The organism is Mycobacterium sp. (assembly GCF_019247635.1).
Lineage (GTDB): Bacteria > Actinomycetota > Actinomycetes > Mycobacteriales > Mycobacteriaceae > Mycobacterium.
Map to the genome: position 1 here is coordinate 1 of NZ_JAFBAR010000119.1, position 23,835 is coordinate 23,835.

Consider the following 23,835-nt stretch of genomic DNA (forward strand, 5'->3'; position numbering starts at 1 on the left):
GGTCGCGATCATCAGTGCTTCGATCGGCTCTGTGTCGGTCTCGACGCGGCCAAGTTCGGCCACGGTGGCATGCAGCACATCATTGAGCAGCGACATGATCACCGCGTCCTTGCTCGCGAAGTAGCGGGTGAAGTCATTGGGCGATACGCCCGCGGCAGCGGCGATCTGATCGACGGTAATGCTGTCATAGCCACGCGTCGCACTGAGATCCAACGTCGCTACGATCAACTTTTCGCGGCAGTGCCGCTCTTCCATCACCAAACTCTAGCAACGAGATGCACGTTGCCCTGCTCACCATTCGTGCACCAAACCCAGAGCCGGAACGCACGATTGAGCCTTCTGGGCAGCCGATCGGATCGAGAGCACCTCGACGCGCCGCCCTGCGCCGGAAGACATTGTTGCGCAACAGCATTCAACAGGCTTTAGTGCCATCCCCCCGCCCGGTGTCATCGCAGGGGCGTCGTGCTCACGGGCACCCCAGATTCACACATCGCTACCTCTAGCCACATCCACAACACTGGCCTGTCTCGGAGGCACCACCGATGTGCCCGCCTCTCCGCGACAACTTCATTCGCGGCACGGCGCCACCACCAATAGTCGCTCGAAGCCGGGCACATCGGGTGTCGGCCGGTGCAGAGACGCATGTGACTGGTGCGATCATGCGACGTGGTCGCCCGCGCAGGCCTCGCCAGAAATTATGGACTAGTGTCTAGAAAAGTTCGCAGCGTTGCGCATCGGGACGGAGGACACACATGGCGATTCGCGTCGCCCACGTCGGCACCGGAAATGTCGGTGGGCTGGCTTTGGCCCACCTCATCACCAACCCACAGTTCGAGCTGACCGGGGTAGGTGTCTCCACGCCCGAAAAGGTGGGCCGCGACGCCGGAGAGCTGTGCGGTGTCGGGCTGGACACCCAGACCGTCACCGGCGTCGAGGCCGTCAACGACATGGATGCCCTGCTGGCCACCCGACCCGACTGCGTCGTGTACTGCGCCATGGGGGACACCCGTCTGCCCGACGCGATGGCCGACATCATGCGCATCCTGGCCTCCGGCATCAACGTCGTCGGCTCGTCGCCCGGGCTGCTGCAGTACCCCTGGGGCGTGATACCGGACAAATACATCGCCCGAGTGGAAGACGCGGCCCAGGAAGGCAATTCGAGTATCTTCATCACCGGCGTCGATCCTGGGTTTGCCAACGACCTCATTCCCTTCGCGCTGTTCGGGACCTGTAGCCGCATCGAGTCGGTGCGCTGCATGGAGATCCATGATTACGCGAGCTACGACGGTATCGAGGTGATGTCCTACATGGGGTTCGCCCGGCCGATGGACGAGGTGCCCATGTTGCTGCAACCCGGCGTGCTCAGCATCGCCTGGGGCACGGCGATCCGTCAGCTGGCGGCCGGCCTGGGCATCGAGGTGAACGAGATCACCGAGTCGTACCAGCGTGAGCCGGCGCCAGAGGATTTCGATATCGCGGTCGGCCGCGTGGCCAAGGGCACGCTGGCCGCGCTGCAGTTCGAGATCCGCGGCATGGTCAAGGGCTACCCGGCGATCGTCGTCGAGCACATCACCCGGCTGCGGCCCGACCTGCGACCCGACTGGCGGCAGCCCGCCGCCGGGGGCGGTTCTTACCGCGTCGAGATCACCGGCGAGCCCTCCTACGCGGTGGACATCGTTCCGAGCAGTCGCAAGGGCGACCACAACCACGCGGCCATCGCGGGTGCCGCCGGCCGGATCGTCAACGCCATCCCGGATGTGATTGCAGCGGCCCCCGGCATCAGGACCACGCTGGACCTGCCGCTGGTTACCGGAAAAGGGCTGTATTCATCAACCGGCCTGGTGGCCACTTAACCCGAAAGGACTCAAATGGGACGAGTAGACGGCAAGGTTGCGCTGATCAGCGGCGGCGCCCAGGGTATGGGTGCCGCGCACGCGCGGCTGCTGGTCGAGGAGGGCGCCAAGGTGGTGATCGGCGACATCCTCGACGACGAGGGCAAGGCGACGGCCACTGATATCGGCGGCGCGGCGCGCTACGTTCACCTCGACGTGACCCAGCCCGACCAGTGGGACGCCGCGGTGGCGACCGCGGTCGGCGAGTTCGGCAAGCTCAACGTCCTGGTCAACAACGCCGGCACCGTGGCGCTCGGTCAATTGAAGAATTTCGATCTGGCCAAGTGGCAGCGGGTGATCGACGTCAACCTGACGGGTACGTTCCTAGGCATGCGGGTGGCAGTCGAGCCGATGATCGCCGCAGGCGGCGGCTCGATCATCAACGTGTCGTCCATCGAAGGCCTGCGCGGCGCGCCGGCGGTGCACCCCTATGTGGCGTCGAAGTGGGGGGTGCGCGGCCTGGCGAAGTCGGCCGCCCTCGAGCTTGCGCCGCACAACATCCGGGTGAACTCCATCCACCCCGGCTTCATCCGGACCCCCATGACCGCCCACCTGCCAGAGGACATGGTGACCATTCCGCTCGGGCGTCCGGGCGAGTCCCGGGAAGTCGCGACATTCGTCGTCTTCCTGGCCAGTGACGAGTCGTCCTACTCGACCGGCAGCGAGTTCGTGATGGACGGCGGACTGATCACTGACGTGAATCACAAGGAGTTCTAACACCCCGTGAGCATGCTGGCCGGTTTGGCGGCCGCGGTGGGAGCGAATCACGTCATCACCGACCCCGATGTGCTGGCGGGCCGCAGCGTGGACCACACCGGGCGGTACCGGGGCCGGGCCGGCGTGCTGGTGCGCCCGGCCTCGGCCGGGCAGGTAGCCGAGGTGCTAAGGGTGTGCCGGGAGGCCGGCGCCTATGTGACCGTGCAGGGGGGTCGCACCTCGCTGGTGGCCGGCACCGTTCCCGAGCACGACGACGTGCTGCTGTCCACCGAAAGGCTCTGTGCGGTAAGCGAAGTCGACACGGTGGAGCGCCGCGTCGAGGTCGGTGCCGGAACTACCCTGGCCGCTGTGCAGCGGGCCGCTTCCGCGGCTGGGCTGGTGTTCGGCGTGGATCTGAGCGCCCGCGACACCGCCACGGTCGGCGGCATGGCGTCGACGAACGCCGGCGGCCTTCGCACGGTCCGCTACGGCAACATGGGCGAACAGGTCATCGGCCTGGACGTGGCACTGCCCGACGGCTCGGTGCTGCACCGGCACAGCCGGGTGCGCAGCGACAACACCGGCTACGACCTGCCAGCGCTGTTCGTCGGGGCCGAAGGCACGCTCGGCGTCATCACGGCGCTGGATCTGCGGCTGCACCCCACGCCGTCGCATCGGGTGACGGCCGTGTGCGGGTTCGCCGACCTCGACGCCCTGGTGGAGGCCGGCCGGGTGTTCCGCGACGTGGACGGGATTGCCGCGCTCGAATTGATTGACGGCAGGGCGGCCGCCCTGACCGGCGAACATCTCGGGGTCGGCGCCCCGGTCGAGGGTGACTGGCTGCTATTGATCGAACTGGCCGCCGACCATGATCAGACCGGCCGGCTGGCGGATCTGCTGGACGGCGTCCAACTGTGCGGCGAGCCCGCCGTGGGCGTGGATACCGCTACGCAGCAACGGTTGTGGCGGGTTCGTGAGTCGCTGGCCGAGGTACTCGGAGTCTACGGTCCGCCGCTAAAATTCGACGTCTCTTTGCCGTTGTCGGCGATCGGTGAATTCGCCAGGGGCGCAGTCAATTTGGTACAGGACCAGGTTCCCGAGGCACTGCCGGTACTGTTCGGCCACATCGGCGAGGGCAACCTGCACCTCAACGTGCTGCGCTGTGCTGCTGAGCGGGAGCCCGCGTTGTATGCGCCGATGATGGACCTTATCGCGCGGTGCGGGGGAAATGTCAGCTCCGAGCACGGCGTGGGCAGTCGCAAACGTCCCTACCTCGGAATGTCGCGGGACCCCAACGACATTGCAGTGATGCGCGCGGTCAAGGCGGCGTTGGATCCCTCCGGCTACCTCAACCCCGCGGTGCTGTTCGACTGAGGCTTGCCGAGCGGGCGCAGTTGTACGCGTTATGCGGCGTGTCGATGCACAGACGCGCACGCTCGGCGGAGGTCAACTAGCCGTTCGTCTTGATGCCGACGGCGTGGCGCAACTGGGCGAGGAACTGTTCGGCGTCGTCGCTCTGCACGATGTAGTGCGAGATCGCGATCCGGATCACCGTCGCCGCCTTCACCGCCGCGTTGGGTCCGGGCAGGTGCCGCTGCAGGCCGGCGCGCATCTCGGGGATCACGTGGGAAAACTGCGCGATGGTGTGCTCGGGCTCGATGTCGACCATGCGCACCCCCGAGTACGAGTTCTGGTAGTCGACGATGAACCGCAGCACGGCGTCGAGCTTCTCTACCCCTTTCAGCCCGGCGGTCGCCTTGACCAATCCGCTTTCGAAAATCTGGCGCTCGTAGCTGGAGAACGCCGAGAGCAACTCCTCCTTCGAGGCAAACCAGCGATACAGCGTCGGCCGCGAAACTCCTGCCTGCACGGCGACTTCCGAAAGGCTCAGCTTGGTTTTGCCGCTTCGGCCGAGCACCTCGGCGGTGGCCGCGAGGATCCGCTGGCGCGTCGAGGTGTCCGTCTCGACGGCCGAGGGCTGGCTCATTTGTCGCGCTTCGGGCGGGGCCGCACGAGCACCGATTCCTGGATGGCCCCGACCGCGCCCTGCTCGTCGAACAGTGTGCCGATCGTCGTGCCGATGCCGTCCGGGCCATAACTGGTTTCCGCCCGGATGCCGATCCAATCGCCGTCCGGGACGCGGAACACGTGTACGGCCAGGTCGGTGTTGAGGAACGTCCACTTGGTGATGTCCAGCTTGCTGCCGATGCCGTTGGCGCAGTCCGCCACGGCGAACAATCGCTCGAGCGGCGTCATGGTCTCACCTTTGACGAGATCCACCGTCGGCGTGATCCACGATTCGCCCGGGCCCTTCGCCAGGCGTTCGGTGAGCCAGAGCCAGTCCAGGCTGTGCACGTAGTTACGATCCCAATCTCTCGCCTTGAGGTTGCGGCTGTGGGCTTCGCTCCTCGGCCGGGGCTGGGGAGCGGCGGCGTGGGCCACCGCCTGCGTGTCCAACTTCTGCAACCGCCACCCGCTGGCGCGCGCCACCGACCGAGGCTCGCCGTCCGGACCCGGCGCCAGCATCTCGGCGCTGACCAGCTCGATCTGCTTGCCGCCGCGTTGCAGCCGCGAGCTGACCCACAGATTGCCCTCGGCGGGGACCCCGCCGAGCAAGTCGATGACGACCCGGCTCAGCCGCGTGTCGTCGCGCTGTTCGCACCGCTCCAGCGCGCGGACCAGCAGCGCCGACACCGGACCGCCGTGCTGTATCGCGGATGACCAGGTGCCACGGGCCAGGTCGGTCGCCCGGAACTTCTCGCCCAAGTCGTCGGTGGAATCGATCAGCTCGTAATAGGAGTCCGTCATATGTACACCTTTTCGTGTCAGGGCAGGCCGGCGCCGGGAGTTGTCACGGTTACGGCGTCGAGCTGAGACAGCCGGGTGCCGACCAGGCGCTGAGGGTAGGCGTCGGTGCTGGACAGCAGGAACAGCGTGCGGCGCTCCGGGCCGCCGAGCGTGCAGGCGATGGCCACCCGCTCGCCCATGTCGATGCGGTCCGTGACGGCGCCGCCCTCGGTGACCCGCTCGAACTGGTGCGCCAGTGTCATCGATGTCCACACCCCGCCCTCGGCATCGAGTGCGATGCCGTCGGGTGGCCCGTCCAGTCCGTCGGCGAAGACCCGTCGGTCGCGCAACGCGCCCGAATCGTCCGCGTCGCCGATGGTGAAGGCGGTCAGCCGCCGGCCGATGGATTCGGCGACGATCAGGGACTTGCCGTCCGGCGTGATGACCATCCCGTTCGGGAAATCGAGGTCCTCAGCGACGACGGTGGCGCTGTCGTCGGGATCGAGGCGCACGATGACCCCACCGCTTAGGGCCTGGGCGCCTATATAGGCGCGCCCGGCGTTGTCGACGACCATGTCACCGAGGTTGGCTGGGACAAGGTCGGTGAGATCGGCGACGGTGACGACGGTTTCGCCGTCGTACCGCAGCACTTGGCGGTCTTCGGTCGACACGATCAGCAGGGTCCCGTCGGGCCGGAAACCCAGACCCGACGGGAAGTGCCCGGGCAGCGGCAGGGTGGTCAGCGACCCACGCATGTCGGAGGTGTGGACGGCCTCGCCCAGCATGTCGGAGAACCACAACAGTCCCTCGAACCAGAGCGGGCCTTCACCGAAGCAGAAGCCGTTGGCCAGTGGCGTGGGGATCATCCGATTCCGCCTTTGACAAATCTTCCGCCGCCCTTGAAAAATCTTCCGCCGCCCTTACAAAACATCGCAAAAGTGTCATGGACCGTTGGCACCGATGTCAATCTCGTGGCCCGCTAAGTTCCCGCGCGACGGCAGCGCGCCAGGGGGAACCAAGCGTGGGGAAGCTTTACAAATCTTTCGCAAAGTGTCACGCTGGGCCGAGTGTTGCGGCAAGAAAGGCGGGCGGAGTTGACCGACATTTCTCAGGCATCTGATCAGGCCCAATGGTCGGTCGACGACCTGCTTGAACTATTCGACGCGCGGGCCGAGGGAACCGACCGGTTCACGGCTGAGACCGGCGTCGCGGGCGCCGACGAACGACACGTGGTCGAAGGCACTCAGGTGGTCGCCCAGGCGATTGTCGCTGCCGCCAAACGATTCCCGGACAAATCGGTGCGCTCGGCGCACGCCGTCTTCTCCCGCGCCGTCGCCGTTGGCCCGCCGGTCGAACTCGTCCTCGACGTCGTCGCCGAAGGACGCTCCACCGCCACCGCGATTGTCGCGGTGCACCAGAACGGCCGACGCTGTCTGAGTGTGACCGTGCTGGCCGACGTCCCGACCGCCGACGTCATCCGCCACCAGCTGCCGCGGCCCGACGTCACCGCGCCTGCCGACTCCAACATCTCGGAAATGCCGATGATCGGCCGCGAGCTGCGCCTGGTCGACGTCGTGGACGTCAACAGCCCCGACGAGGTCGGACCGCCCGAGCTCTACGCATGGCTGCACTACGACCCGATTCCCACCCGCGACGACCTGGCCAAGGCGCTGGTCGCCTACTTCACCGGCCATCTGGGGATCTCCACCACCATGCGCGCGCATGAGGGAATTGGCACCAGCCAGGCGCACCTGACCGTGTCCACGGCGCCGATGAGCATCTCGGTGGCCTTCCACGAGCCGGTGCGCTGGGACGGGTGGCTGCTCTACACCCATGAGAGCACCCAGGTCGGCAGGGGCATGTCGTATGTTCGCGGCGCGGTGCACACCGAGGAGGGCGAGTTGATCGCGTCGTTCGCCCAGGAGTCGTTGATCCGGCCGCTGCGCACCAGTGACACTTCGATCGACGCCCGGTCGCGGTTCTAAGGGCCACAGATGCGTTTCACCATTACGCATCCCATGCACACCCATCCGTACAACCCGGAATTGGTCAGCGGGGAGGGTATTGCGACGGTGGCGGCGGCGGCCGAGGCGGGCGGCTATCACGGGTTCGGCTTCACCGACCACCCGGCGCCATCGCAGCGGTGGCTGGAGGCCGGGGGCCACGACGCGCTGGATCCTTTCGTCGCACTGAGTTTCGCCGCCGCCCGGACTAGCACGCTACGCCTGATCCCCAATATCGTCGTGCTGCCGTATCGAAATCCGTTCGTGGTGGCCAAGTCTGGCGCGACGCTGGACCTGTTGTCAGGTGGCCGCTTCACGCTCGCGGTCGGCGTGGGTTACCTCAAGCGGGAATTCGCGGCGTTGGGCGTCAACTACAACGAGCGCGCCGAACTGTTCGAGGAGGCGCTGCAGGCGATCCGTGCGGTGTGGACCGGGGATGACATCTCGTTCGAGGGAAGACATTTCACGGCTAAGGGGATCAGCGCGCACCCGCGACCGGTCAGCGATCCGCATCCGCCGATCTGGATCGGTGGCAACACCGCGGCCGCCCGCCAGCGCGTCGCTCAATACGGCGACGGTTGGTGTCCGTTTCCCGCGCCCGCGGGCCTGGCCAAGACCGCCGGTACCGCGGTCATCGACTCGCTGGACAAGCTCGCCGCGGGGATCGACGACCTACGGCGCCGGTGCGACGCGGCCGGACGGGACTGGACCGTCATCGACATCACCTTCACCAACTTCGAGGGTGGCAGCCCGGCGAGCGACGACTTCAACGCCGACGCGTACCTGGCCGGCCTGGAAAAGCTTGCGGGGCTTGGTGTCACGTGGGTCGCTGCGCACCTGCCCGGCGACAGCATGGCGCATGCGCTGGAGACCATAGACCGCTTCCAAACCCTCGTGATCGACGTGGTCTAGGTGGACTTTTCGCACGTCGCGCTGTCGGCCGAAGACAAGGCGTTTCAGGATCAGACGCGCGCGTTCGTGACCGAGCACGTCACCGATGAGGTGCGGCAGCGCGATCGAGTGTTCGGCGAAAACTTCGACGAGAAGGTGCATTTGGCATTGGGCGCGGCCGGTTACCTGGCCTCGGATTGGAAGCTGGAGTCAGAGGGCGGGTTCAACGCGGTTCGTAGGCGCATCTTCGAACTCGAGATCGGTCGCGCGCATACGCCCTGGTACCACTGGGGCACCACGTCGGTGGTCGCGCGGTTGGTGCAGCAATTCGGAGCACCCGAACTCAGCGGCCAGGTGTTGCCGGGCGTGCTGTCCGGACATATCCGGCTGTGCTTGGGCTACACCGAGCCCGAGGGCGGCTCCGACGTCGCCACCTGCAAGACCCGCGCGGCGCGCGACGGTGACGGTTGGATTATCAACGGCTCCAAGATGTTTACCTCGAACGCGCAGAACGCCAAGTACGTCTTCCTGCTGACCAACACCGACCCGCAGGGGCGCAAGCACAAGAACCTGACCATGTTCCTGGTGCCGCTCGATACGCCGGGCATCGAGATTCAGGGCATCCGGACGCTGGACGGCGACCGCACCAACATCGTGTATTACAGCGAAGTCCGCGTCGACGACCTCTACCGAATCGGTGAGGTGAACGGCGGCTGGACGGTGATGCGGGCGGCGCTGGACTCGGAGCATGGCATCGTCGACGACGAAGGTCCCGAAGAGCCTGGCCTGCAGAACATTGCGGCCATGTCGGGACACGGCATGCTGATGGCAGAGGCTGTGGACAAGGTCGCATCGGTGGTGGGCGACATGGGCGTCTCGGCCGACGCGTCCGCCCGGTACCGGCTCGGACGCAGCGTCGCCCGGATGGAGGCGGCGTTGTCCACTCCGAGCATGTTCGGGCGCGTCGCGATGGCTCAGACCATGCGTGATATCTCGGTGGATTTGATGGACGTCTTGGGGGCCGCCTCCGCGTTACCGACCGACACGGCCGGGTCGGTTGACGACGGGGCGACGGAGTACCTGTTCCGGCTGGCGCTTCCGATGGGGATCTACGGCGGCACCCTGGAGGTGTTCCGCAACATGATCGCCCAGCACGAGTTGGGGCTGGGACGCCCGAATTATCCGGGGTAGGCGGCAGGCGGCGAGCCCAGCCGCGCGTGTCGCCGTGGCTCATGTGACTGAGCGCCGGCGAGATTGCCGTGGGGGTTGCGATCCGGCGGGAATCGCAGCCCCCACGGCAATCTCGATCACCCTGTGCGCGGCAGCTCGGCGGCCACGTCAACACGGTCGGCGTCGAAGCTCAAGAACCCTTTGATGGCAAGGCTCTCGGGCAGCGGATCCCGATAGCTCCACGCGGTGTCCTCGACGACCGTGTCACCCACAACGGCCGCCCAGTACGTCGCCACACCCTTGTAGTTGCAGTAGCTCGTCGTCTCGGTTTGCCGCAACAGGTCGGTGCGAACATGCGCGGCAGCGACGTAAAGCCTTGGCGCGATGGCGGTCTCGAAAAGGATAACTGTGTCGTCGGTGTCCACCAGTGTGGCACCCGCGACGGTGACGCGCAGGTGCCGCTTCGTGGGCCGGCAGTCGACACGGTGGTACGGGTTGGGCGGGTAGTGCACCAGCGTCCGTCCCTCTTCGAGCCAGGTGTCGACGGCGTTCCACGGGACGTGCACGTAGCCCGGGGCCTCGGGTTCCGGCTCGGTCGGCAGATCGGCAACCTCGTCGGCCGGGAACGCGTAACTGAGTGGGCGACCCCGCCGATGCACCAGCAGCGCCCGCTCGGTATCGATCATCAGCCGCCCGTCGTGGAAGGCCTGGATACGGCGCGGATGCGGCTCGATGTAGCCCTCGATGTTCAGGTCAGCGGGTATCGGGGGAACGAACCGCCCGGCCGGATCGCCGCCGAGCGGACCGCGTCCGGCCACCAGGCTCATGACGGTTCCTTAGCTCCATTACAAAGTTTCAGGAGAGTGTAACGCCTTGTGATGTCGGGGTGCGGGCCGCGCCGTAGTTCTAACGCACCGCTGAACCAGTTCTCATCTCGCTCCGAGGTCAGCTTGCGACGGTCAACACCATGAGGAACGTTGGACTGGCGGCGGTTACCGGCGTTCTCGTCGCCGCCGGATCGGTAGTGGCCGCGCCGGCCGCTAAGGCAGACGTCAGTATCGAATGCCACCCGGGATGTTGGGGCGCAATCGCGACGTCGCAGTCGACCGGAGAAATAGCGCTACGCCAAAACTATTCGACGCAAAGCAAGGCGGAAGACGCCGCCGTCATGTGGTGCGACATCCTCGGCAAGACGAACGACTGCCAGGTCGCGATATCGGGACTGGGTTGTTTGTCGATCGCGGAGAGCAGCGACGGCAATACGTTGGCGGGGCGGCAGGCGTTCCTCCAGGACCAGGCCGACGCCGCCGCCCTGGACGCCGCGGGACCCGGGTCGAAGATCGATCTCAACGGTTGCAGCGGCTGACGTCGTGACGGCTGATCCGCTGCCGGGGCTAATGTGCCAGTCATGGCAGGACCGGTGGAGGGTCTCAAGGTCGTCGAGCTAGGGGTATGGGTGGCCGGTCCGGCGGCCGGTGGCATCCTCGCGGACTGGGGCGCCGACGTCATCAAGATCGAACCGCCGACCGGTGATCCGGGGCGCATGTTCGGCCGGATGCTGGGCTGTGACCTGGGGGTCAACCCGCCGTTCGAGATGGACAACCGCTCCAAGCGCAGCGTCGTGCTGGACCTGCGCACCGCCGCGGGTCGCGACATCGCGCTCGAATTGCTCTCCAACGCAGACGTTTTCGTGACCAACGTGCGCCCCGGTGCGCTACAGCGGCTGGGGCTGGACTTCGCAACGGTGGCCGCGCACAACCCGCGCCTGGTTTACGGCATGATCACCGGATACGGCGAGACCGGGCCGGACGCCGAGCGCGCCGCATACGACGTGGCGGCGTTCTGGTCGCGGGCGGGGTTGGCGCATTTGCTCACCCGGCCCGGCGACACGCCGCCCTTTCAGCGCGGCGGCATGGGCGACCACTCGGCCGGGATGACGTTGGTTGCGGCCCTGTGCGCGGCGCTGCTCGCCCGCGAGCGCACGGGCACCGGCCAGTTGGTCAGCACGTCGCTGTACCGCCAGGGCGCCTACACCGTGAGCTTTGACCTCAACACCTACCTGCTCACCGGCCAACCCATCGCGATCGGACAGCGCGAAACGATGGGCAACCCCGCCATGAACAACTACGCGGCCGGCGACGGGCGGCGGTTCTGGATCGTCGGGCTGGAGGTCGAACGGCACTGGCCCGCACTCTGTCGCGCCGTCGGCCGTCCGGAGTGGCTGACCGACCCGCGCTACGGCGATGCCCGCGCCCGCGCCCTCAACGCGAGGGAACTCGTCGCCGAGTTGGACGGGATCTTCGCAACCAGGCCGCTCGACGAATGGGCGGAGGTGTTTGCGGGTGAACCGGATTTCTTCTGGTCACCGGTGAACTCGGTCGAGGACGTCGTGGCCGACGAGCAGTTTCACGCGGCGGGCGGCATCGTCCAGGTGCCGGACGGCCCGGACGGAACGGCCAGCATTCCCATGGTGGCCACACCGGCGGACTTTCGCGGCACACCGTGGGCGCCCCGTTCCCCGGCGCCCGAACTCGGCCAGCACACCGACGAGGTGCTCGCCGAGCTCGCGTCGCGACGCAAGGGCTGACCTTCCCGTGCCTTTACAAAATCCTGCACAAGTGTCACGCTGTCCGGTGAGCCGCGGCACGCGGTTCCAGCCCATGACAAGCGTGACGAGCCAGCCCGGCGGCCCGCGACCGGGGGGTGGCAAGAGGACGGATTGATGGTTGCCCCAACGTTCGACCTGACCGAATACAGCCTGGACCGACGTCGTACCCGCGCGACACCTGCCGACGACGAGTCCCCGGCATACCGCCTTGACGTGGTCGCCGCCGACGCCGTCGACGTGGTGCAGGCCGCCGGGGGCTGGCTGTACGACCGGGTGATGGCCGGCTGGCAGGTGAGCGCGCTGATACCGCACGGCACGGATGCCCGGGTTGCTCGGCCACTGGGCATCCTCGGGGTGCGGGTGGTTGAGCAAACCGGCTTCACCGGCCGGGGTCTAGCCGTCAGCCGCGCGGCCTTCGCCGCCGATGCGCGCCTCCGCGAGATCGTCTTTAACGCCCTGGACGACCGGTCGACCGACCTCGCCCTGTGGGGCGATGGATGGCCGCTGGGGATTGACCGCGGGATGACCAGGGTGCAGTACGTACTCAGCGCCGCGGCTCGGGTTTTCAAGGGTCACGCGCTTGCCGCTGCTGGGATCGGTTGCGGGTCAGTCGATCCCACCGAGACACTGCTGAGCGGTACGGCGGGACTCGGCTAGCCGGACGGCCCATGAAAAAGTACTACCGGCACGCGCTGCTCTACCTGCATGAGACGATCGCGCTGGGCACAGGGCGCAGCGACCGCTTCACCGAGGCGTTCGTCGACGTCTGCCAGCCGATGATGACCGAGCTGGGCGCACGGCTGTTCGCGATGTGGGAATGCACCCCCTACAACGGCCATTGGCCACAGGTGACGATCATCTGGGAGATCGACGGGTTCGGCGACTACGCCAGAATCGGGGCCGCGCAGGCGCGCGGCGGCAGTCACGAAGCGGCGGCGGGTAAATGGGCAGCGTTCCTGGCCGACATCGGCGCCTCGGGCGAGGGCCGCATCATGTACCCGGGACCCAGCAACAAAACGCTGGCACAGCTCCGCGAGGCCAATTTCACTGCACCGCTGGTCATTCAGGAGATCATGCAGACCAAGCCGGGCCGCCAGGACGACTACATCCGGGAATTAGAGCGGCTGTATGTCCCGTGGTCGGAGCGCACGGGCAAACGCTGGCTGGGTTCATTCACCACGACCTTCCGCTTCAACGAGGTCATCCACTACTGGGCCTTGGACGGCGGCTGGGAATGCTTCGCCAACCACTACCCTTCGTGGAAGGAGAGCCCACCCGCCGAAATCGTCACCTGGATGAGCGTGGCGCCCGCGCTGCGCGACGGCTGGGAGGACTCGATTCTGCAGGCGCTACCCCCGTCGCCACTGCAGTGAATTCCGTGACATCAAAGTTCGCCTACGACCCCTTCGACGCTGCGGTGATGGCAAATCCGTTGCCGTACTACCGAATTCTGCGTGACCAGCATCCGGTGTACTACATGCCGCAGTGGGATACCTTTGCGCTGTCCCGATTCGACGACATCTGGCAGGTGTTGGAAGTCAACGACGGGACATTCGTCGCGACGGAGGGGACCCTGCCTCCGGCCGCGGTCTTGGCCAAGCACAACACCGGCCCGGTCGCCGATCCGCCGCTGCACCCGATGCCTTTTCACGCCGTGTTCGACACGGATCTGTACAGCGAGATCCGCCGCGCCCATTCGCATCCATTGCGGCCCAGGTCGGTCGCCGGGCTGGAAGCCAGAATCCGCGAACTGGCCAACGAGCGCCTAGATCTGCTGCTGCCGCAGGGGTCGTTCGACCTGACCCAGGACTACGGCGGCATCGTGGCTGCGTCCATGGTGTGTGACTTATTGGGACTGCCAACAGATCTCGCGCCACACGTGCTGGCCGCGGTCAACGCCGGCAGCCTGGCCGAGCCCGGCGTCGGCGTGGACACCGCCGAAGCGCGGCCCAACTATCTGGAGTACCTGATACCGGTGGTGCAGAGGCGCCGGGCCGACCAGTCGGCAGGCGCCCTCCCGGTGGTCGACGGTCTGCTGGGTTACCGGCTGCCGGACGGGAGTGCGCTCAATGACGTCGAAACCGCGACGCAGATGCTCTGCATCTTCATCGGTGGGACCGAAACCGTGCCCAAGATCGTCGCGCACGGGCTGTGGGAGCTGAGCCAACGGCCCGATCAGCTGGCGCAGGTGCGCGCCGACCCCGTTGCCAATGTGCCCGTGGCACGCGAGGAGATGATCCGGTTCTGCGCGCCGGCACAGTGGTTCGCCCGAACGGCACGCAAACCGTTCACCATTCACGACCTGACCATCGAGCCGGGCCAGCGCGTGATCACACTGCTGGCCTCGGCCAACCGCGACGAGCGTGAATATCCCGAGCCCGACGAGTTCATCTGGAACCGGCCCATCGTCCGCTCCCTGGCCTTCGGGCGCGGGCAGCACTTCTGCATCGGCTACCACCTGGCCAGGTTGGAAGTCGCCGTGCTGGTTCAGGAATGGCTGCGACGGGTGCCCGACTTCGCGATCCGCGGCGAGGACGCGACACGGTTCCCGTCCAGCTTTCAATGGGGATGGAACAAAATTCCGGTGGAGGTCTGACGTGTGGTCCTACCGGATCATCGCGCCTTATCTGTTCGAGCGGACGTCCATCGCCGAGAAGACATCCGACGACCTGGCCGAAGGCCAAGTGCTGCTGCGGTTTCTGGCCGCCGGCGTGTGCGGCAGCGACCTGCCGGCCTTCCGCGGGGCCAAGGGCCGGCTGCCGGGTGACGATGGTCGCAGCGCGGCGGAAAAGGACGGCTTCCCGATCCACGAGGTCGTCGGCGAGGTGATCGCCAGCCGCCACCGGCAGCACCGACCCGGTGATCGCGTGGTGGGGTGGGCATCGGGATTCGACGGACTGATGGAACGCGTGGTCAGCGACGGCGACGGACTCGCGCCCTGCGACCCGTCCCTGACCCCCGCGCAGGCCGCCGGACTGCAACCCCTGGCGTGTGTGCTGTACGCCTGTGAGCAGTTGCCGGAGCTGGCGGGGCGGCACGTGGCGATCATCGGCCAGGGCTCGATCGGGCTGCTGTTCTCCTATGTCGCCAAAGCCTTGGGCGCCCGGCGCGTAACCGGCGTCGACCCCATCGATCGGGACAATCTCGGGCCCGCTTTCGGAGTCGACGAGGTGGTGCGCGCCAGCAGTGACCGTTGGGTGAGCCGACTGCCGGCCGCGGACCGGGCCGAGGTCGTCATCGAGGCCGTCGGCCACCAGGTGGCCACCCTTTCGCACGCCATCGAGGCCGCCGCACCCGGCGGCACCGTCTTCTACTTCGGCGTTGCCGACGACGAGGCCTATCCGATTAGCATGCGTCTGATGCTGCGCAACAACCTGACGTTGAAATCCGGTGTGACGCTTGACCGGCGCCGGGTCCTACAGCTCGCCGGCAAGTTCGCCGGCGAGCACCCCGAGTTGCTCCGCAGGTATCTCACGCACACCTTCCCCGTGGAGGATGCGCAGGGGGCATTCGACCTGGCGTGCCGGCCCGTTCCAGGCCGCGTCAAGATTGCGATCGCCGAATGAGTGTCTTCCGACACGAGATTCGGAACCAGATTTGGGGTGGCTGGATCACCGGCCCGACCCTGATCGGACCGGAGGAATTCGCGCGCGCGGGTTACGACTACGTGGGTTTCGATGCCCAGCACGGCTACCTCGACGACGCCGACGTCGCCGCCATGCTGCGCCGCCTCGAACACGTGCCCATCGCCACGGCGGTCCGGTTGCCCAACGCCGACCCGGCACCGATCGGGCGGGTGCTGGATGCCGGCGCCGACGCGGTGATCATCGCGATGATCGAAACGGCGGATCAGGCCGCGGCGGCCGTGGCCGCCACCCGTTATCCGCCGGCGGGCATCCGCAGTTTCGGCCCGCTGCGCGCCAGCCTCGGATATGAGCGCTCCGCGCTGCAGGACCGGGTCAGCGTATTCGTGATGATCGAAACGGCCGCGGCGCTGGACAACCTCGGCGCGATCTGCGCCGTCGACGGCCTGGCCGGGATATATGTCGGGCCGGCGGATCTGGCCCTGTCGATTGGCGTGGACGCGTTGGGCGCGACCGGGCATCCCGAGGTGCTGGAGGCGATAACGCGCGTCCATCGCGCGGCTTCGGATGCCGGGCTGGTCACCGGGATTCACGCCAGCTCCGGCGAGACGGGCAAGACGATGGCGCGGCTGGGCTTTCAGATGATCACCCTCGCGGCCGAGTCCCAGGCACTGCGACGCGGGGCGGCGGAGCACCTACGCGAGGCTCGTGAGGCGGACAGCCAGTGACCCAAAGCGCAGCGGCTCGAGCCGCAATCCGTGAACTGATCGTCGACTACTCGCTGGCGCTGGACGCCGGGGACATCGACGCTTGCGTGCGGCTGTTTGCCGCAGATGCCGAGTTCGTGGTCTACGGGCGGACTTTCGCCGGACACGCGGGCATCGACAAGATGTTCCGGGATGCTCCGCGCGGGCTGCATCTGACCGGCGCGTCGAGCATCGACGTGCGTGGTGACACGGCGACGGCCCGGTCCCAGGTGCTGTTCGTCCGCGCCGGCGACCTGCAGCTGCGGCCCGCGCTCTACGACGACGACCTGGTCCGCGGCGAGCGCCAGTGGAAATTTCGGCGGCGGCAATGCCAATTCGTCACCAGCCGCGGCCTGTCCGACCGCCCGGAGACCGGGTCGTCATGAGCCAACGCGTCGCGCTGGTGACCGGCGCCGCCGGCGGACAGGGCCGGGCTATCGCCGAAAGGCTTGGCGCTCTGGGCTATTCCGTGGTGGCCTGTGATCGGCGGACCGATGAACTCGGAGCCGTGGTGGCCCGATTGGACGACGGCATTGCGGGCGACGTGATCGGCGTCCAGCTTGACGTGACCTCCGCGGAACAGTGGGACGCCGCGGTGAGCGGCGCCGTCCGGCGCTTCGGGGCACTGACGACGCTGGTCAACAACGCCGGCGTGCTGCACCGCGCACAGCTGTCCGACGAGACGGTCGAGGGTTTCGAAAACTCCTGGCGCGTCAACTGTTTGGGCGCCTTTTTGGGCATACGCGCGACACTCGATCAGCTGAAAAAGGCGGACAACGCCTCGATCGTGAACATCTGCAGCACCGGAGCGATCCGCCCCTTCCCGCAGCACTGTGCATACGGTTCGGCCAAGTGGGCGCTGCGTGGCCTGACCCAAAACGCCGCGGCCGAACTCGCCCCGTCCGGCATCCGGGTCAACGCGGTATTCCCCGGCCCGATCGCCACCCCGATGCTCGACGCGGCTACTCAGCAGCGGCTGGCCGCGTCGGCGACGTTCGGAAGGCTCGGTCGGCCGGGTGAAATCGCCGATGCGGTCGCGTTTTTGGTGTCCGCCGAGGCGTCCTTCATCACCGGTTCGGAACTGGTCGTCGACGGTGGCCAATGCGTGCAGATCCGATGAGGGCGAAGCCGTCGGTCGGCACCATGGACGGCGCCGCCCGGCTCGATCCGGTCCTGCGCGCCGTCGCGACCATGCGCACCGACTTCTCGCCGGCGGCGATCCAGGTGCTGCGCGAGCCGTTCAACCAGCGTCGCCGCGACACCGTCGCGCACGACGTCGCGGCGGCTCCGGTTTTCGGAATCACGCAGGACAGTGTGGCCGGACCGGGCGGTCCGGTGCCGGTGCGCATCTATCGTGGCGGAGCCGCCTGGTCGCCGGTGGTCGTCTACTGCCACGCGGGTGGGTTCGCGCTGGGAAACCTGGACACCGATGATCGGCAGTGTCGCGAGCTGGCCCGGCGCGCCCGTTGTGTAGTGGTGTCGGTCGATTACCGGTTGGCGCCCGAGCACCCGTACCCGGCCGCGCTCGACGACGCGTTCGCGGTCGTTAACTGGGTGGCCACCAACGCTTCGGAACTGGGCGTGGACGCCACGCGTCTGGCGGTGGCGGGCAGCAGTGCGGGCGCCACGCTGGCCGCCTGTCTGGCGCACCGCGCCGCGGAGGCCTCGTCGCCGCCCGTCGTATTCCAGCTGCTGCACCAGCCCGTCCTGGACGATCGCGGCACCGGCTCGAAGGCCGAATTCCGCACCAGCCCGGCCTTCGACGGCGAAGCGGCCGAATGGATGTGGAGTTACTACCTGGCCGGTGCGGCGCCGGAATCGGCCGTGCCCGCCCGGCGGCACCAATTGGGAGGTCTGCCAACCACTTTGATCACGTGCGCCGAGATCGATCCCTTTCGTGACGAGGCCGTCGACTACGCGCGCCGCTTGCTGGAGGCCGGAGTCTGCACCGAGCTGCACGTGTTTCCACGCGTCTGTCACGGATTCGATTCGCTGCTGCCGGACTGGTCGGTGTCCCAGCGGCTGTTCGACCTGCAGGCCCACGCCCTGTCCAACGCGTTTACTCCGAGCTGAGCCATGGTCCCGCCCGCACCGAATGACCTGACCAGCAACGACTTCCCGGTGTTGTGGCAGGTCGGGACCCGCTGGGCCGACAACGACATGTTCGGTCACCTCAACAACGCCGTGTACTACGAGCTGTTCGACACCGCGATCAACGCCTGGATCAACACCAGCGTCGGACTCGACCCGCTCACCACGCCCGCGCTGGGCATTGTCGCCGAGTCGGGCTGCCGATACTTCTCCGAACTGCATTTCCCGGAAAGCCTCGCGGTGGGCGTGGCGGTGACGCGGCTGGGACGCAGCAGCGTGACCTATCGGCTCGGCGTGTTCCGCGCGCAGGCAGCCGACGAAGAAGCGCAGCCGATCACCGCGCTGGGGCACTGGGTGCACGTATATGTGGATCGGACGACCCGCAAGCCGGTTCCGATTCCCGACGGCATCCGGGCACTGTTGGCCACGGCTGTCGTCAGCTGAGGCCTTGGCGAGCTCGCAGCTGAGATTGCCTTCCGGCGATCACTTTTGGGGCCCCTGAGTATGCTGCGCCAATGCCTGTGTTGAGCAAGACCGTCGAGGTCGGCGCGGACGCCGCGGCGATCATGGCGATCGTCGGAGACTTCGAGCGCTACCCGGAGTGGAACGAGGGGGTCAAGGGCTGCTGGATACTCGCTCGCTACGACGACGGTCGGCCCAGCCAGCTTCGGCTTGATATGGCCTACCAAGGCTTCGAGGGCACCTATATCCAGGCGGTCTACTACCCGGGCCCGGCCCAGATTCAGACCGTCATGCAGCAGGGCGAGCTATTTTCCAAGCAGGAGCAGCTGTTCAGCGTGGTGGCGAGCGGCGCGGCGAGCCTGCTGACGGTGGACATCGACGTGGAGACCACCATGCCGGTGCCCGCGCCGATGGTGAAGATGATGCTGAACAACGTGTTGGACCATCTTGCCGGCAACCTCAAACAGCGCGCCGAGCAATTGGCGGCCGGCTAGGCGAACCGGCACCTCAGTCGAAAATGCCGCTCCGATCCAGCTTTTCGGTCAGCCGCCGCGCTCCGTCGGTGAATTGCCATTCGATGTGCTCCACCACGGCCGCCGCGTCGCGGCGGCGCAGCGCGGCGATCAGCCCCCGGTGGTTATCGACGGCGGCCACACCCCACTGCGGATCGGCGGCATACACCAAGACCGGCATGTAGCGGGCCGCGTTGAGCAGGAACCACGCCAGCTTGATGCGGCCGCTGGCCTGATAGAACACCCGATGAAAGGCGAACTCGGTCGCCGCGATGGTGTCGGCGTCACCGGCCTCGACGGCGTCGGCCAGGGTGTCGTGGATGTGGTCGAGGTCGTCGATCTCGTGGTCGGTGATGTGGTCGGTCGTGGCGACGGCCAGCTCCCTGGCGATGGTTGCCTGAAGCCAGAAGATATCGTCGACGTCCTGCCTGCTCAACGGCAACACGACGTGGCCGCGATGCGGTTCCAGCTGCACCATGCCCTCACCACGCAGTTTGAGCAGCGCCTCGCGCACGGGCGTGATGCTGACACCGAGCTCAGCTGCGGTCTCATCGAGGCGGATGAAGGTCCCCGGACGCAAGGTGCCCGACATGATCGCCGCCCGGAGGTGGCCGGCGACCTCGTCGGACAATTGCGCCCGGCGCAACGGCCGCCGTCGGCGCGGCTGCGCTGATATTCGGGCTTTCACGCGGTCTGCCAGCACTTTCGAGGGCTTGTGTTCGGGCCGCCAAGGCCATAGTGTGACCCAGACAACACTATGTTTGATCAAATATCAACCCGGCGCAAGCGGTGCGGAAGTGAAGGGAGTAGTAGTTGACCGCGGAATTGGTCAGCCACCTTACGCAGGCCTACGAGCAGCCGTATCTGGCGCGGCGGCAGAACTGGATCAACCAGCTCGAGCGGCACGCCATGATGCAACCGAACGCGACGGCGTTGAGGTTCCTCGGTACCACCGTCACATGGGCTGAGCTGCGGCGACGGGTCGCGGCATTGGCAGGTGCGCTGAGCCGACGAGGGGTCGGCTTCGGCGACCGGGTGATGATCCTGATGCTCAATCGCACCGAGTTCGTCGAGTCGGTGTTGGCCGTCAACATGCTCGGGGCCATCGCGGTCCCGCTGAACTTCCGGCTCACCCCGGCGGAGATCGCGTTCCTGGTCGAGGACTGCGGAGCGGGCGCGATGATCACCGAGGCCGTGCTGGCGCCGGTGGCCACGGGCGTGCGTGCCATGCAGCCGCTGCTGCACATGGTTGTGGTGGCCGGTGGTACCCCCGACGACGGCGTGCTCGGCTACGAGGACGTGTTGAACGAGCCCGGCGGTGGGCCGCGCCCGGTCGACATCCCCGACGACTCGCCGGCCCTGATCATGTACACCTCGGGCACCACCGGCCGCCCCAAGGGCGCGGTGCTGACTCACTCCAACCTGACCGGCGAGACCATGACCGGGCTGTACACCACCGGCGCCGACATCAACAACGACGTCGGCTTCGTCGGAGTCCCCTTTTTCCATATCGCCGGGATCGGCAACATGCTGACCGGGATGTTGCTCGGCGTGCCCACCGTGATCTATCCGTTGGGCGCGTTCGACCCCGGGCAGCTGCTCGACGTGCTGGAGGCGGAAAAAGTCACCGGAATCTTCCTGGTGCCCGCGCAGTGGCAGGCCGTCTGCGCCGAGCAGCGGGCGAGGCCACGTGAGCTGGCGCTGAGGGTGATGTCGTGGGGGGCGGCACCGGCGCCGGACGCACTACTGCGGCAGATGTCGGAGATCTTCCCCGGCACCCACATCCTGGCCGCGTTCGGTCAGACCGAGATGTCCCCCGTCACTTGCATGCTGCTCGGCGACGATGCCATCCGGAAGCGGGGGTCGGTGGGCAAGGTGATCCCGACGGTGACCGCCCGCGTCGTCGACGAGAACATGAACGACGTGCCCGTCGGGGAGGTGGGCGAAATCGTCTACCGGGCACCGACCTTGATGAGTGGCTATTGGAACAATCCCGAGGCCACCGCCGAAGCATTCGCGGGCGGCTGGTTCCATTCCGGGGACCTCGTTCGGATGGACGAGGACGGTTACGTCTGGGTGGTGGATCGCAAGAAGGACATGATCATCTCCGGCGGCGAGAACATTTACTGCGCCGAAGTGGAGAACGTCCTTGCCGGCCATTCCCAGATCGTCGAAGTCGCGGTGATCGGGCGGGCCGACGAGAAATGGGGCGAGGTGCCGATCGCGGTCGCGGCCGTGACGGACGCCGCCCTCGCGCTCGATGACTTGGCCGAGTTCCTGAACGAACGGCTCGCACGCTACAAGCACCCCAAGGCGCTCGAGATCGTGAAGACGTTACCCCGCAACCCGGCCGGCAAGGTTCTCAAGACCGAACTGCGAGCCCGCTTCGGCCGTGCGAAGGGGCCCTGAAAGAGGCCGAAATCGTTCTGCGTCAACCGATTTAATGACAAGACAGGAGGCCCCGCGGAGAGCGTAACGTTTGCCGGCTGTTGACGAAGGGTTAATTGTGCGGATGCGGTTCACACCTGGACGACCATCGGGTACATTCCTGTGGTCTCCGTTACTACCCGCGAGTAGGGAGTCGGCGGTCACACACCAGGGTCGGTGCAAGGGAGGAGGCGTGCGACATGATTCGCCGCGGCGCCGCGACACCGCTGGGCCCCGTCGCGATGGGTCTTACCGTCATGATGGGCCCGCTGTAGTGAGGGGCCAGCCGTGACAACGTCGACGCGCCCGAGTCTTGTCGGTTACGCCCGTGATCAGCTGCGGCCGCCGCTGATGCTGATCGGCGGCTTTTTCCGGATGTGTGTGCTGACCGGAAAGGCACTCTTCGTCTGGCCGTTCCAATGGCGCGAGTTCATCCAGCAGTGCTGGTTCATCATGCGGGTGGCGTTCCTGCCGACCATCATGGTCTCGATCCCGCTGACCGTGCTGTTGATCTTCACCCTCAACGTGCTGCTGGCGCAGTTCGGTGCCGCTGACCTCTCCGGCGCGGGCGCCGCGATCGGCGCCGTCACCCAGCTCGGACCACTGACCACGGTGCTGGTGGTCGCCGGCGCCGGATCGACCGCCATCTGCGCCGACCTGGGGGCCCGCACCATCCGCGAAGAGATCGACGCCATGGAGGTGCTGGGCATCGACCCGATCCAGCGGCTGGTGGTCCCCCGGGTGATCGCGGCGACCCTGGTGGCCACCCTGCTCAACGGCCTGGTCATCACCGTCGGCCTGGTGGGCGGCTACTTGTTCGGCGTCTACCTGCAGAACGTGTCGGGCGGCGCCTACCTGGCGACCCTGACCACCATCACCGGCCTGCCCGAGGTCGTCATCGCGACCGTCAAAGCCGCCACGTTCGGCCTGATCGCCGGGTTGGTCGGCTGTTACCGCGGGCTGACCGTGCGCGGCGGCTCCAAGGGGCTGGGCACCGCGGTCAACGAGACCGTGGTGCTGTGTGTGGTCGCGCTGTACGCGGTCAACGTGGTGCTGACCACCATCGGTGTGCGCTTCGGAACGGGGCACTGACATGTCGACCGGTGCCGTTGTTCGTTCCCGCTTCCCAAGGGCGGTCGAGAATCTCAACAAGTACGGCGGCGCCGCGGGTCGTGGGCTCGACGAGATCGGCCAGATGGCCTGGTTCAGCCTGCTCACGCTGGGGAACGTCCCGCACGCGCTGTCCCGCTACCGCAAGGAGACGCTGCGGCTGATCGCCCAGATCGGCATGGGCACCGGCGCCATGGCCGTCGTCGGTGGCACCACCGCGATCGTTGGATTCGTGACCCTGTCCGGTAGCTCGCTGGTCGCGATCCAAGGGTTCGCGTCGTTGGGAAACATCGGTGTCGAGGCGTTCACCGGCTTCTTCGCCGCCCTGATCAACGTGCGCATCGCCGCGCCAGTGGTCACCGGTATCGCCATGGCCGCCACGGTGGGCGCGGGCGCCACCGCCGAGCTCGGCGCCATGCGGATCAGCGAAGAGATCGATGCCCTGGAAGTGATGGGGATCAAGTCGATCTCGTTCCTGTCGAGCACCCGCGTAATAGCCGGGATGGTGGTCATCATCCCGATCTATGCCCTGGCCATCATCATGTGCTTCCTGTCCCCGCAGATCACCACCACGGTGTTGTACGGGCAGTCGCACGGCACCTACGACCACTACTTCCGCACCTTCCTGCGGCCCGACGACGTGTTCTGGTCGTTCCTTGAGGCCATCATCATCACCGCGGTCGTGATGGTCACGCACTGCTATTACGGCTACAACGCCGGCGGCGGACCGGTCGGCGTCGGCGAGGCGGTCGGGCGGTCGATGCGCTTCTCGCTGGTGTCGGTCCAGGTCGTGGTGTTGTCCGCCGCGTTGGCGCTGTACGGCGTCAATCCCAACTTCGCTCTGACCGTGTAGCGC

General features: G+C 66.9%; 27 protein-coding genes. 21 read left to right on the forward strand and 6 right to left on the reverse strand.

Features of this window, described 5'->3' with window-relative positions; all coding sequences use genetic code 11:
* The coding region (locus JO236_RS20125; protein WP_293334601.1) for a TetR/AcrR family transcriptional regulator at positions 1–255 on the reverse strand (255 nt) is incomplete at its 3' end.
* A 497-nt stretch (positions 256–752) separates the two neighbouring features.
* Here JO236_RS20125 and JO236_RS20130 point away from each other — a divergent pair.
* The 3 genes from JO236_RS20130 to JO236_RS20140 are packed head-to-tail and all read left to right on the forward strand — an operon-like array spanning position 753 to position 3,962.
* Positions 753–1,853: a diacylglycerol kinase gene (locus JO236_RS20130; RefSeq protein ID WP_293334604.1), complete on the forward strand. Its 1,101-nt coding sequence runs from the start codon at positions 753–755 to the stop codon at positions 1,851–1,853.
* Positions 1,854–1,868: 15 nt separating this feature from the next.
* Positions 1,869–2,609, forward strand: coding sequence for a glucose 1-dehydrogenase (locus tag JO236_RS20135; protein WP_293334607.1), 741 nt, complete (start codon positions 1,869–1,871; stop codon positions 2,607–2,609).
* A gap of 12 nt (positions 2,610–2,621) precedes the next feature.
* A complete protein-coding gene (locus tag JO236_RS20140; RefSeq protein WP_293334689.1) occupies positions 2,622–3,962 on the forward strand; it encodes an FAD-binding oxidoreductase in 1,341 nt (446 codons plus the stop codon).
* Between the two features lie 76 nt (positions 3,963–4,038).
* On the opposite strand, the gene JO236_RS20145 is transcribed toward JO236_RS20140, so the two are convergent.
* Genes JO236_RS20145 through JO236_RS20155 form a run of 3 tightly spaced genes read right to left on the reverse strand, consistent with a single transcriptional unit; the run spans position 4,039 to position 6,241 of the window.
* Positions 4,039–4,575 (reverse strand): TetR/AcrR family transcriptional regulator, encoded by a 537-nt coding sequence (locus JO236_RS20145; RefSeq protein WP_293334610.1) that lies wholly within the window; start codon positions 4,573–4,575, stop codon positions 4,039–4,041.
* Positions 4,572–5,396 (reverse strand): thioesterase family protein, encoded by an 825-nt coding sequence (locus tag JO236_RS20150; RefSeq protein WP_293334613.1) that lies wholly within the window; start codon positions 5,394–5,396, stop codon positions 4,572–4,574. The genes JO236_RS20145 and JO236_RS20150 overlap by 4 nt, the downstream gene beginning before the upstream one ends.
* Positions 5,397–5,413: 17 nt before the next feature.
* A complete protein-coding gene (locus tag JO236_RS20155; protein WP_293334616.1) occupies positions 5,414–6,241 on the reverse strand; it encodes an SMP-30/gluconolactonase/LRE family protein in 828 nt (275 codons plus the stop codon).
* 228 nt (positions 6,242–6,469) lie between these two features.
* Between JO236_RS20155 and JO236_RS20160 the strand changes: the two genes are divergently transcribed.
* Genes JO236_RS20160 through JO236_RS20170 form a run of 3 tightly spaced genes read left to right on the forward strand, consistent with a single transcriptional unit; the run spans position 6,470 to position 9,460 of the window.
* The gene (locus JO236_RS20160; RefSeq protein WP_293334619.1) at positions 6,470–7,360 is read left to right on the forward strand and encodes an acyl-CoA thioesterase; all 891 of its coding nucleotides are present in this window, start codon (positions 6,470–6,472) and stop codon (positions 7,358–7,360) included.
* A gap of 9 nt (positions 7,361–7,369) precedes the next feature.
* A complete protein-coding gene (locus JO236_RS20165) occupies positions 7,370–8,290 on the forward strand; it encodes an LLM class F420-dependent oxidoreductase (protein ID WP_293334622.1) in 921 nt (306 codons plus the stop codon).
* Positions 8,291–9,460 (forward strand): acyl-CoA dehydrogenase family protein, encoded by a 1,170-nt coding sequence (locus tag JO236_RS20170; RefSeq protein WP_293334625.1) that lies wholly within the window; start codon positions 8,291–8,293, stop codon positions 9,458–9,460.
* A 116-nt stretch (positions 9,461–9,576) separates the two neighbouring features.
* Here JO236_RS20170 and JO236_RS20175 read toward each other — a convergent pair whose 3' ends face one another.
* Complete coding sequence (locus JO236_RS20175; RefSeq protein WP_293334628.1) at positions 9,577–10,266, reverse strand: DUF427 domain-containing protein; 690 nt, start codon at positions 10,264–10,266, stop codon at positions 9,577–9,579.
* Positions 10,267–10,406: 140 nt separating this feature from the next.
* Between JO236_RS20175 and JO236_RS20180 the strand changes: the two genes are divergently transcribed.
* The 12 genes from JO236_RS20180 (at position 10,407) to JO236_RS20235 (ending at position 19,424) form a co-directional block, all read left to right on the forward strand.
* Positions 10,407–10,805 carry a DUF4189 domain-containing protein gene (locus JO236_RS20180; RefSeq protein WP_293334631.1) on the forward strand — a complete coding sequence of 133 codons (399 nt, stop codon included), beginning with the start codon at positions 10,407–10,409 and terminating at the stop codon, positions 10,803–10,805.
* A gap of 42 nt (positions 10,806–10,847) precedes the next feature.
* Complete coding sequence (locus JO236_RS20185) at positions 10,848–12,026, forward strand: CaiB/BaiF CoA transferase family protein (RefSeq protein ID WP_293334634.1); 1,179 nt, start codon at positions 10,848–10,850, stop codon at positions 12,024–12,026.
* A 135-nt stretch (positions 12,027–12,161) separates the two neighbouring features.
* Entirely contained in the window at positions 12,162–12,704 is a 543-nt protein-coding gene (locus JO236_RS20190) for a hypothetical protein (protein WP_293334637.1), read from the forward strand.
* A gap of 11 nt (positions 12,705–12,715) precedes the next feature.
* Positions 12,716–13,420: an NIPSNAP family protein gene (locus JO236_RS20195; RefSeq protein WP_293334639.1), complete on the forward strand. Its 705-nt coding sequence runs from the start codon at positions 12,716–12,718 to the stop codon at positions 13,418–13,420.
* A gap of 47 nt (positions 13,421–13,467) precedes the next feature.
* Entirely contained in the window at positions 13,468–14,643 is a 1,176-nt protein-coding gene (locus JO236_RS20200) for a cytochrome P450 (protein WP_293334692.1), read from the forward strand.
* Position 14,644: 1 nt separating this feature from the next.
* Entirely contained in the window at positions 14,645–15,613 is a 969-nt protein-coding gene (locus JO236_RS20205) for a zinc-binding dehydrogenase (protein ID WP_293334642.1), read from the forward strand.
* Positions 15,610–16,359 carry an HpcH/HpaI aldolase family protein gene (locus tag JO236_RS20210; RefSeq protein WP_293334645.1) on the forward strand — a complete coding sequence of 250 codons (750 nt, stop codon included), beginning with the start codon at positions 15,610–15,612 and terminating at the stop codon, positions 16,357–16,359. The genes JO236_RS20205 and JO236_RS20210 overlap by 4 nt, the downstream gene beginning before the upstream one ends.
* Complete coding sequence (locus JO236_RS20215; RefSeq protein ID WP_293334648.1) at positions 16,356–16,763, forward strand: nuclear transport factor 2 family protein; 408 nt, start codon at positions 16,356–16,358, stop codon at positions 16,761–16,763. The genes JO236_RS20210 and JO236_RS20215 overlap by 4 nt, the downstream gene beginning before the upstream one ends.
* Positions 16,760–17,497, forward strand: a complete 738-nt coding sequence (locus JO236_RS20220; protein ID WP_293334651.1) for an SDR family NAD(P)-dependent oxidoreductase — start codon at positions 16,760–16,762, stop codon at positions 17,495–17,497. The genes JO236_RS20215 and JO236_RS20220 overlap by 4 nt, the downstream gene beginning before the upstream one ends.
* On the forward strand, positions 17,479–18,450 hold the full coding sequence (locus tag JO236_RS20225) for an alpha/beta hydrolase (RefSeq protein ID WP_293334654.1): 972 nt from the start codon (positions 17,479–17,481) through the stop codon (positions 18,448–18,450). The genes JO236_RS20220 and JO236_RS20225 overlap by 19 nt, the downstream gene beginning before the upstream one ends.
* A gap of 3 nt (positions 18,451–18,453) precedes the next feature.
* The gene (locus JO236_RS20230; protein WP_293334657.1) at positions 18,454–18,912 is read left to right on the forward strand and encodes an acyl-CoA thioesterase; all 459 of its coding nucleotides are present in this window, start codon (positions 18,454–18,456) and stop codon (positions 18,910–18,912) included.
* Between the two features lie 71 nt (positions 18,913–18,983).
* A complete protein-coding gene (locus JO236_RS20235) occupies positions 18,984–19,424 on the forward strand; it encodes an SRPBCC family protein (RefSeq protein ID WP_293334660.1) in 441 nt (146 codons plus the stop codon).
* 13 nt (positions 19,425–19,437) lie between these two features.
* Here the strand turns inward: JO236_RS20235 and JO236_RS20240 are convergent, their stop codons facing one another.
* A complete protein-coding gene (locus JO236_RS20240; RefSeq protein WP_416362300.1) occupies positions 19,438–20,118 on the reverse strand; it encodes a GntR family transcriptional regulator in 681 nt (226 codons plus the stop codon).
* A gap of 137 nt (positions 20,119–20,255) precedes the next feature.
* Here JO236_RS20240 and fadD5 point away from each other — a divergent pair, with 137 nt between their 5' ends.
* The 3 genes from fadD5 to JO236_RS20255 all read left to right on the forward strand — a co-directional run bounded on the left by fadD5 (position 20,256) and on the right by JO236_RS20255 (position 23,832).
* Entirely contained in the window at positions 20,256–21,851 is a 1,596-nt protein-coding gene (gene fadD5 / locus JO236_RS20245) for a fatty-acid--CoA ligase FadD5 (protein WP_293334666.1), read from the forward strand.
* A 306-nt stretch (positions 21,852–22,157) separates the two neighbouring features.
* Positions 22,158–22,961, forward strand: coding sequence for an MlaE family ABC transporter permease (locus tag JO236_RS20250; protein WP_293334669.1), 804 nt, complete (start codon positions 22,158–22,160; stop codon positions 22,959–22,961).
* A gap of 1 nt (position 22,962) precedes the next feature.
* Positions 22,963–23,832, forward strand: coding sequence for an MlaE family ABC transporter permease (locus JO236_RS20255; RefSeq protein ID WP_293334672.1), 870 nt, complete (start codon positions 22,963–22,965; stop codon positions 23,830–23,832).
* Positions 23,833–23,835: the final 3 nt, after the last annotated feature.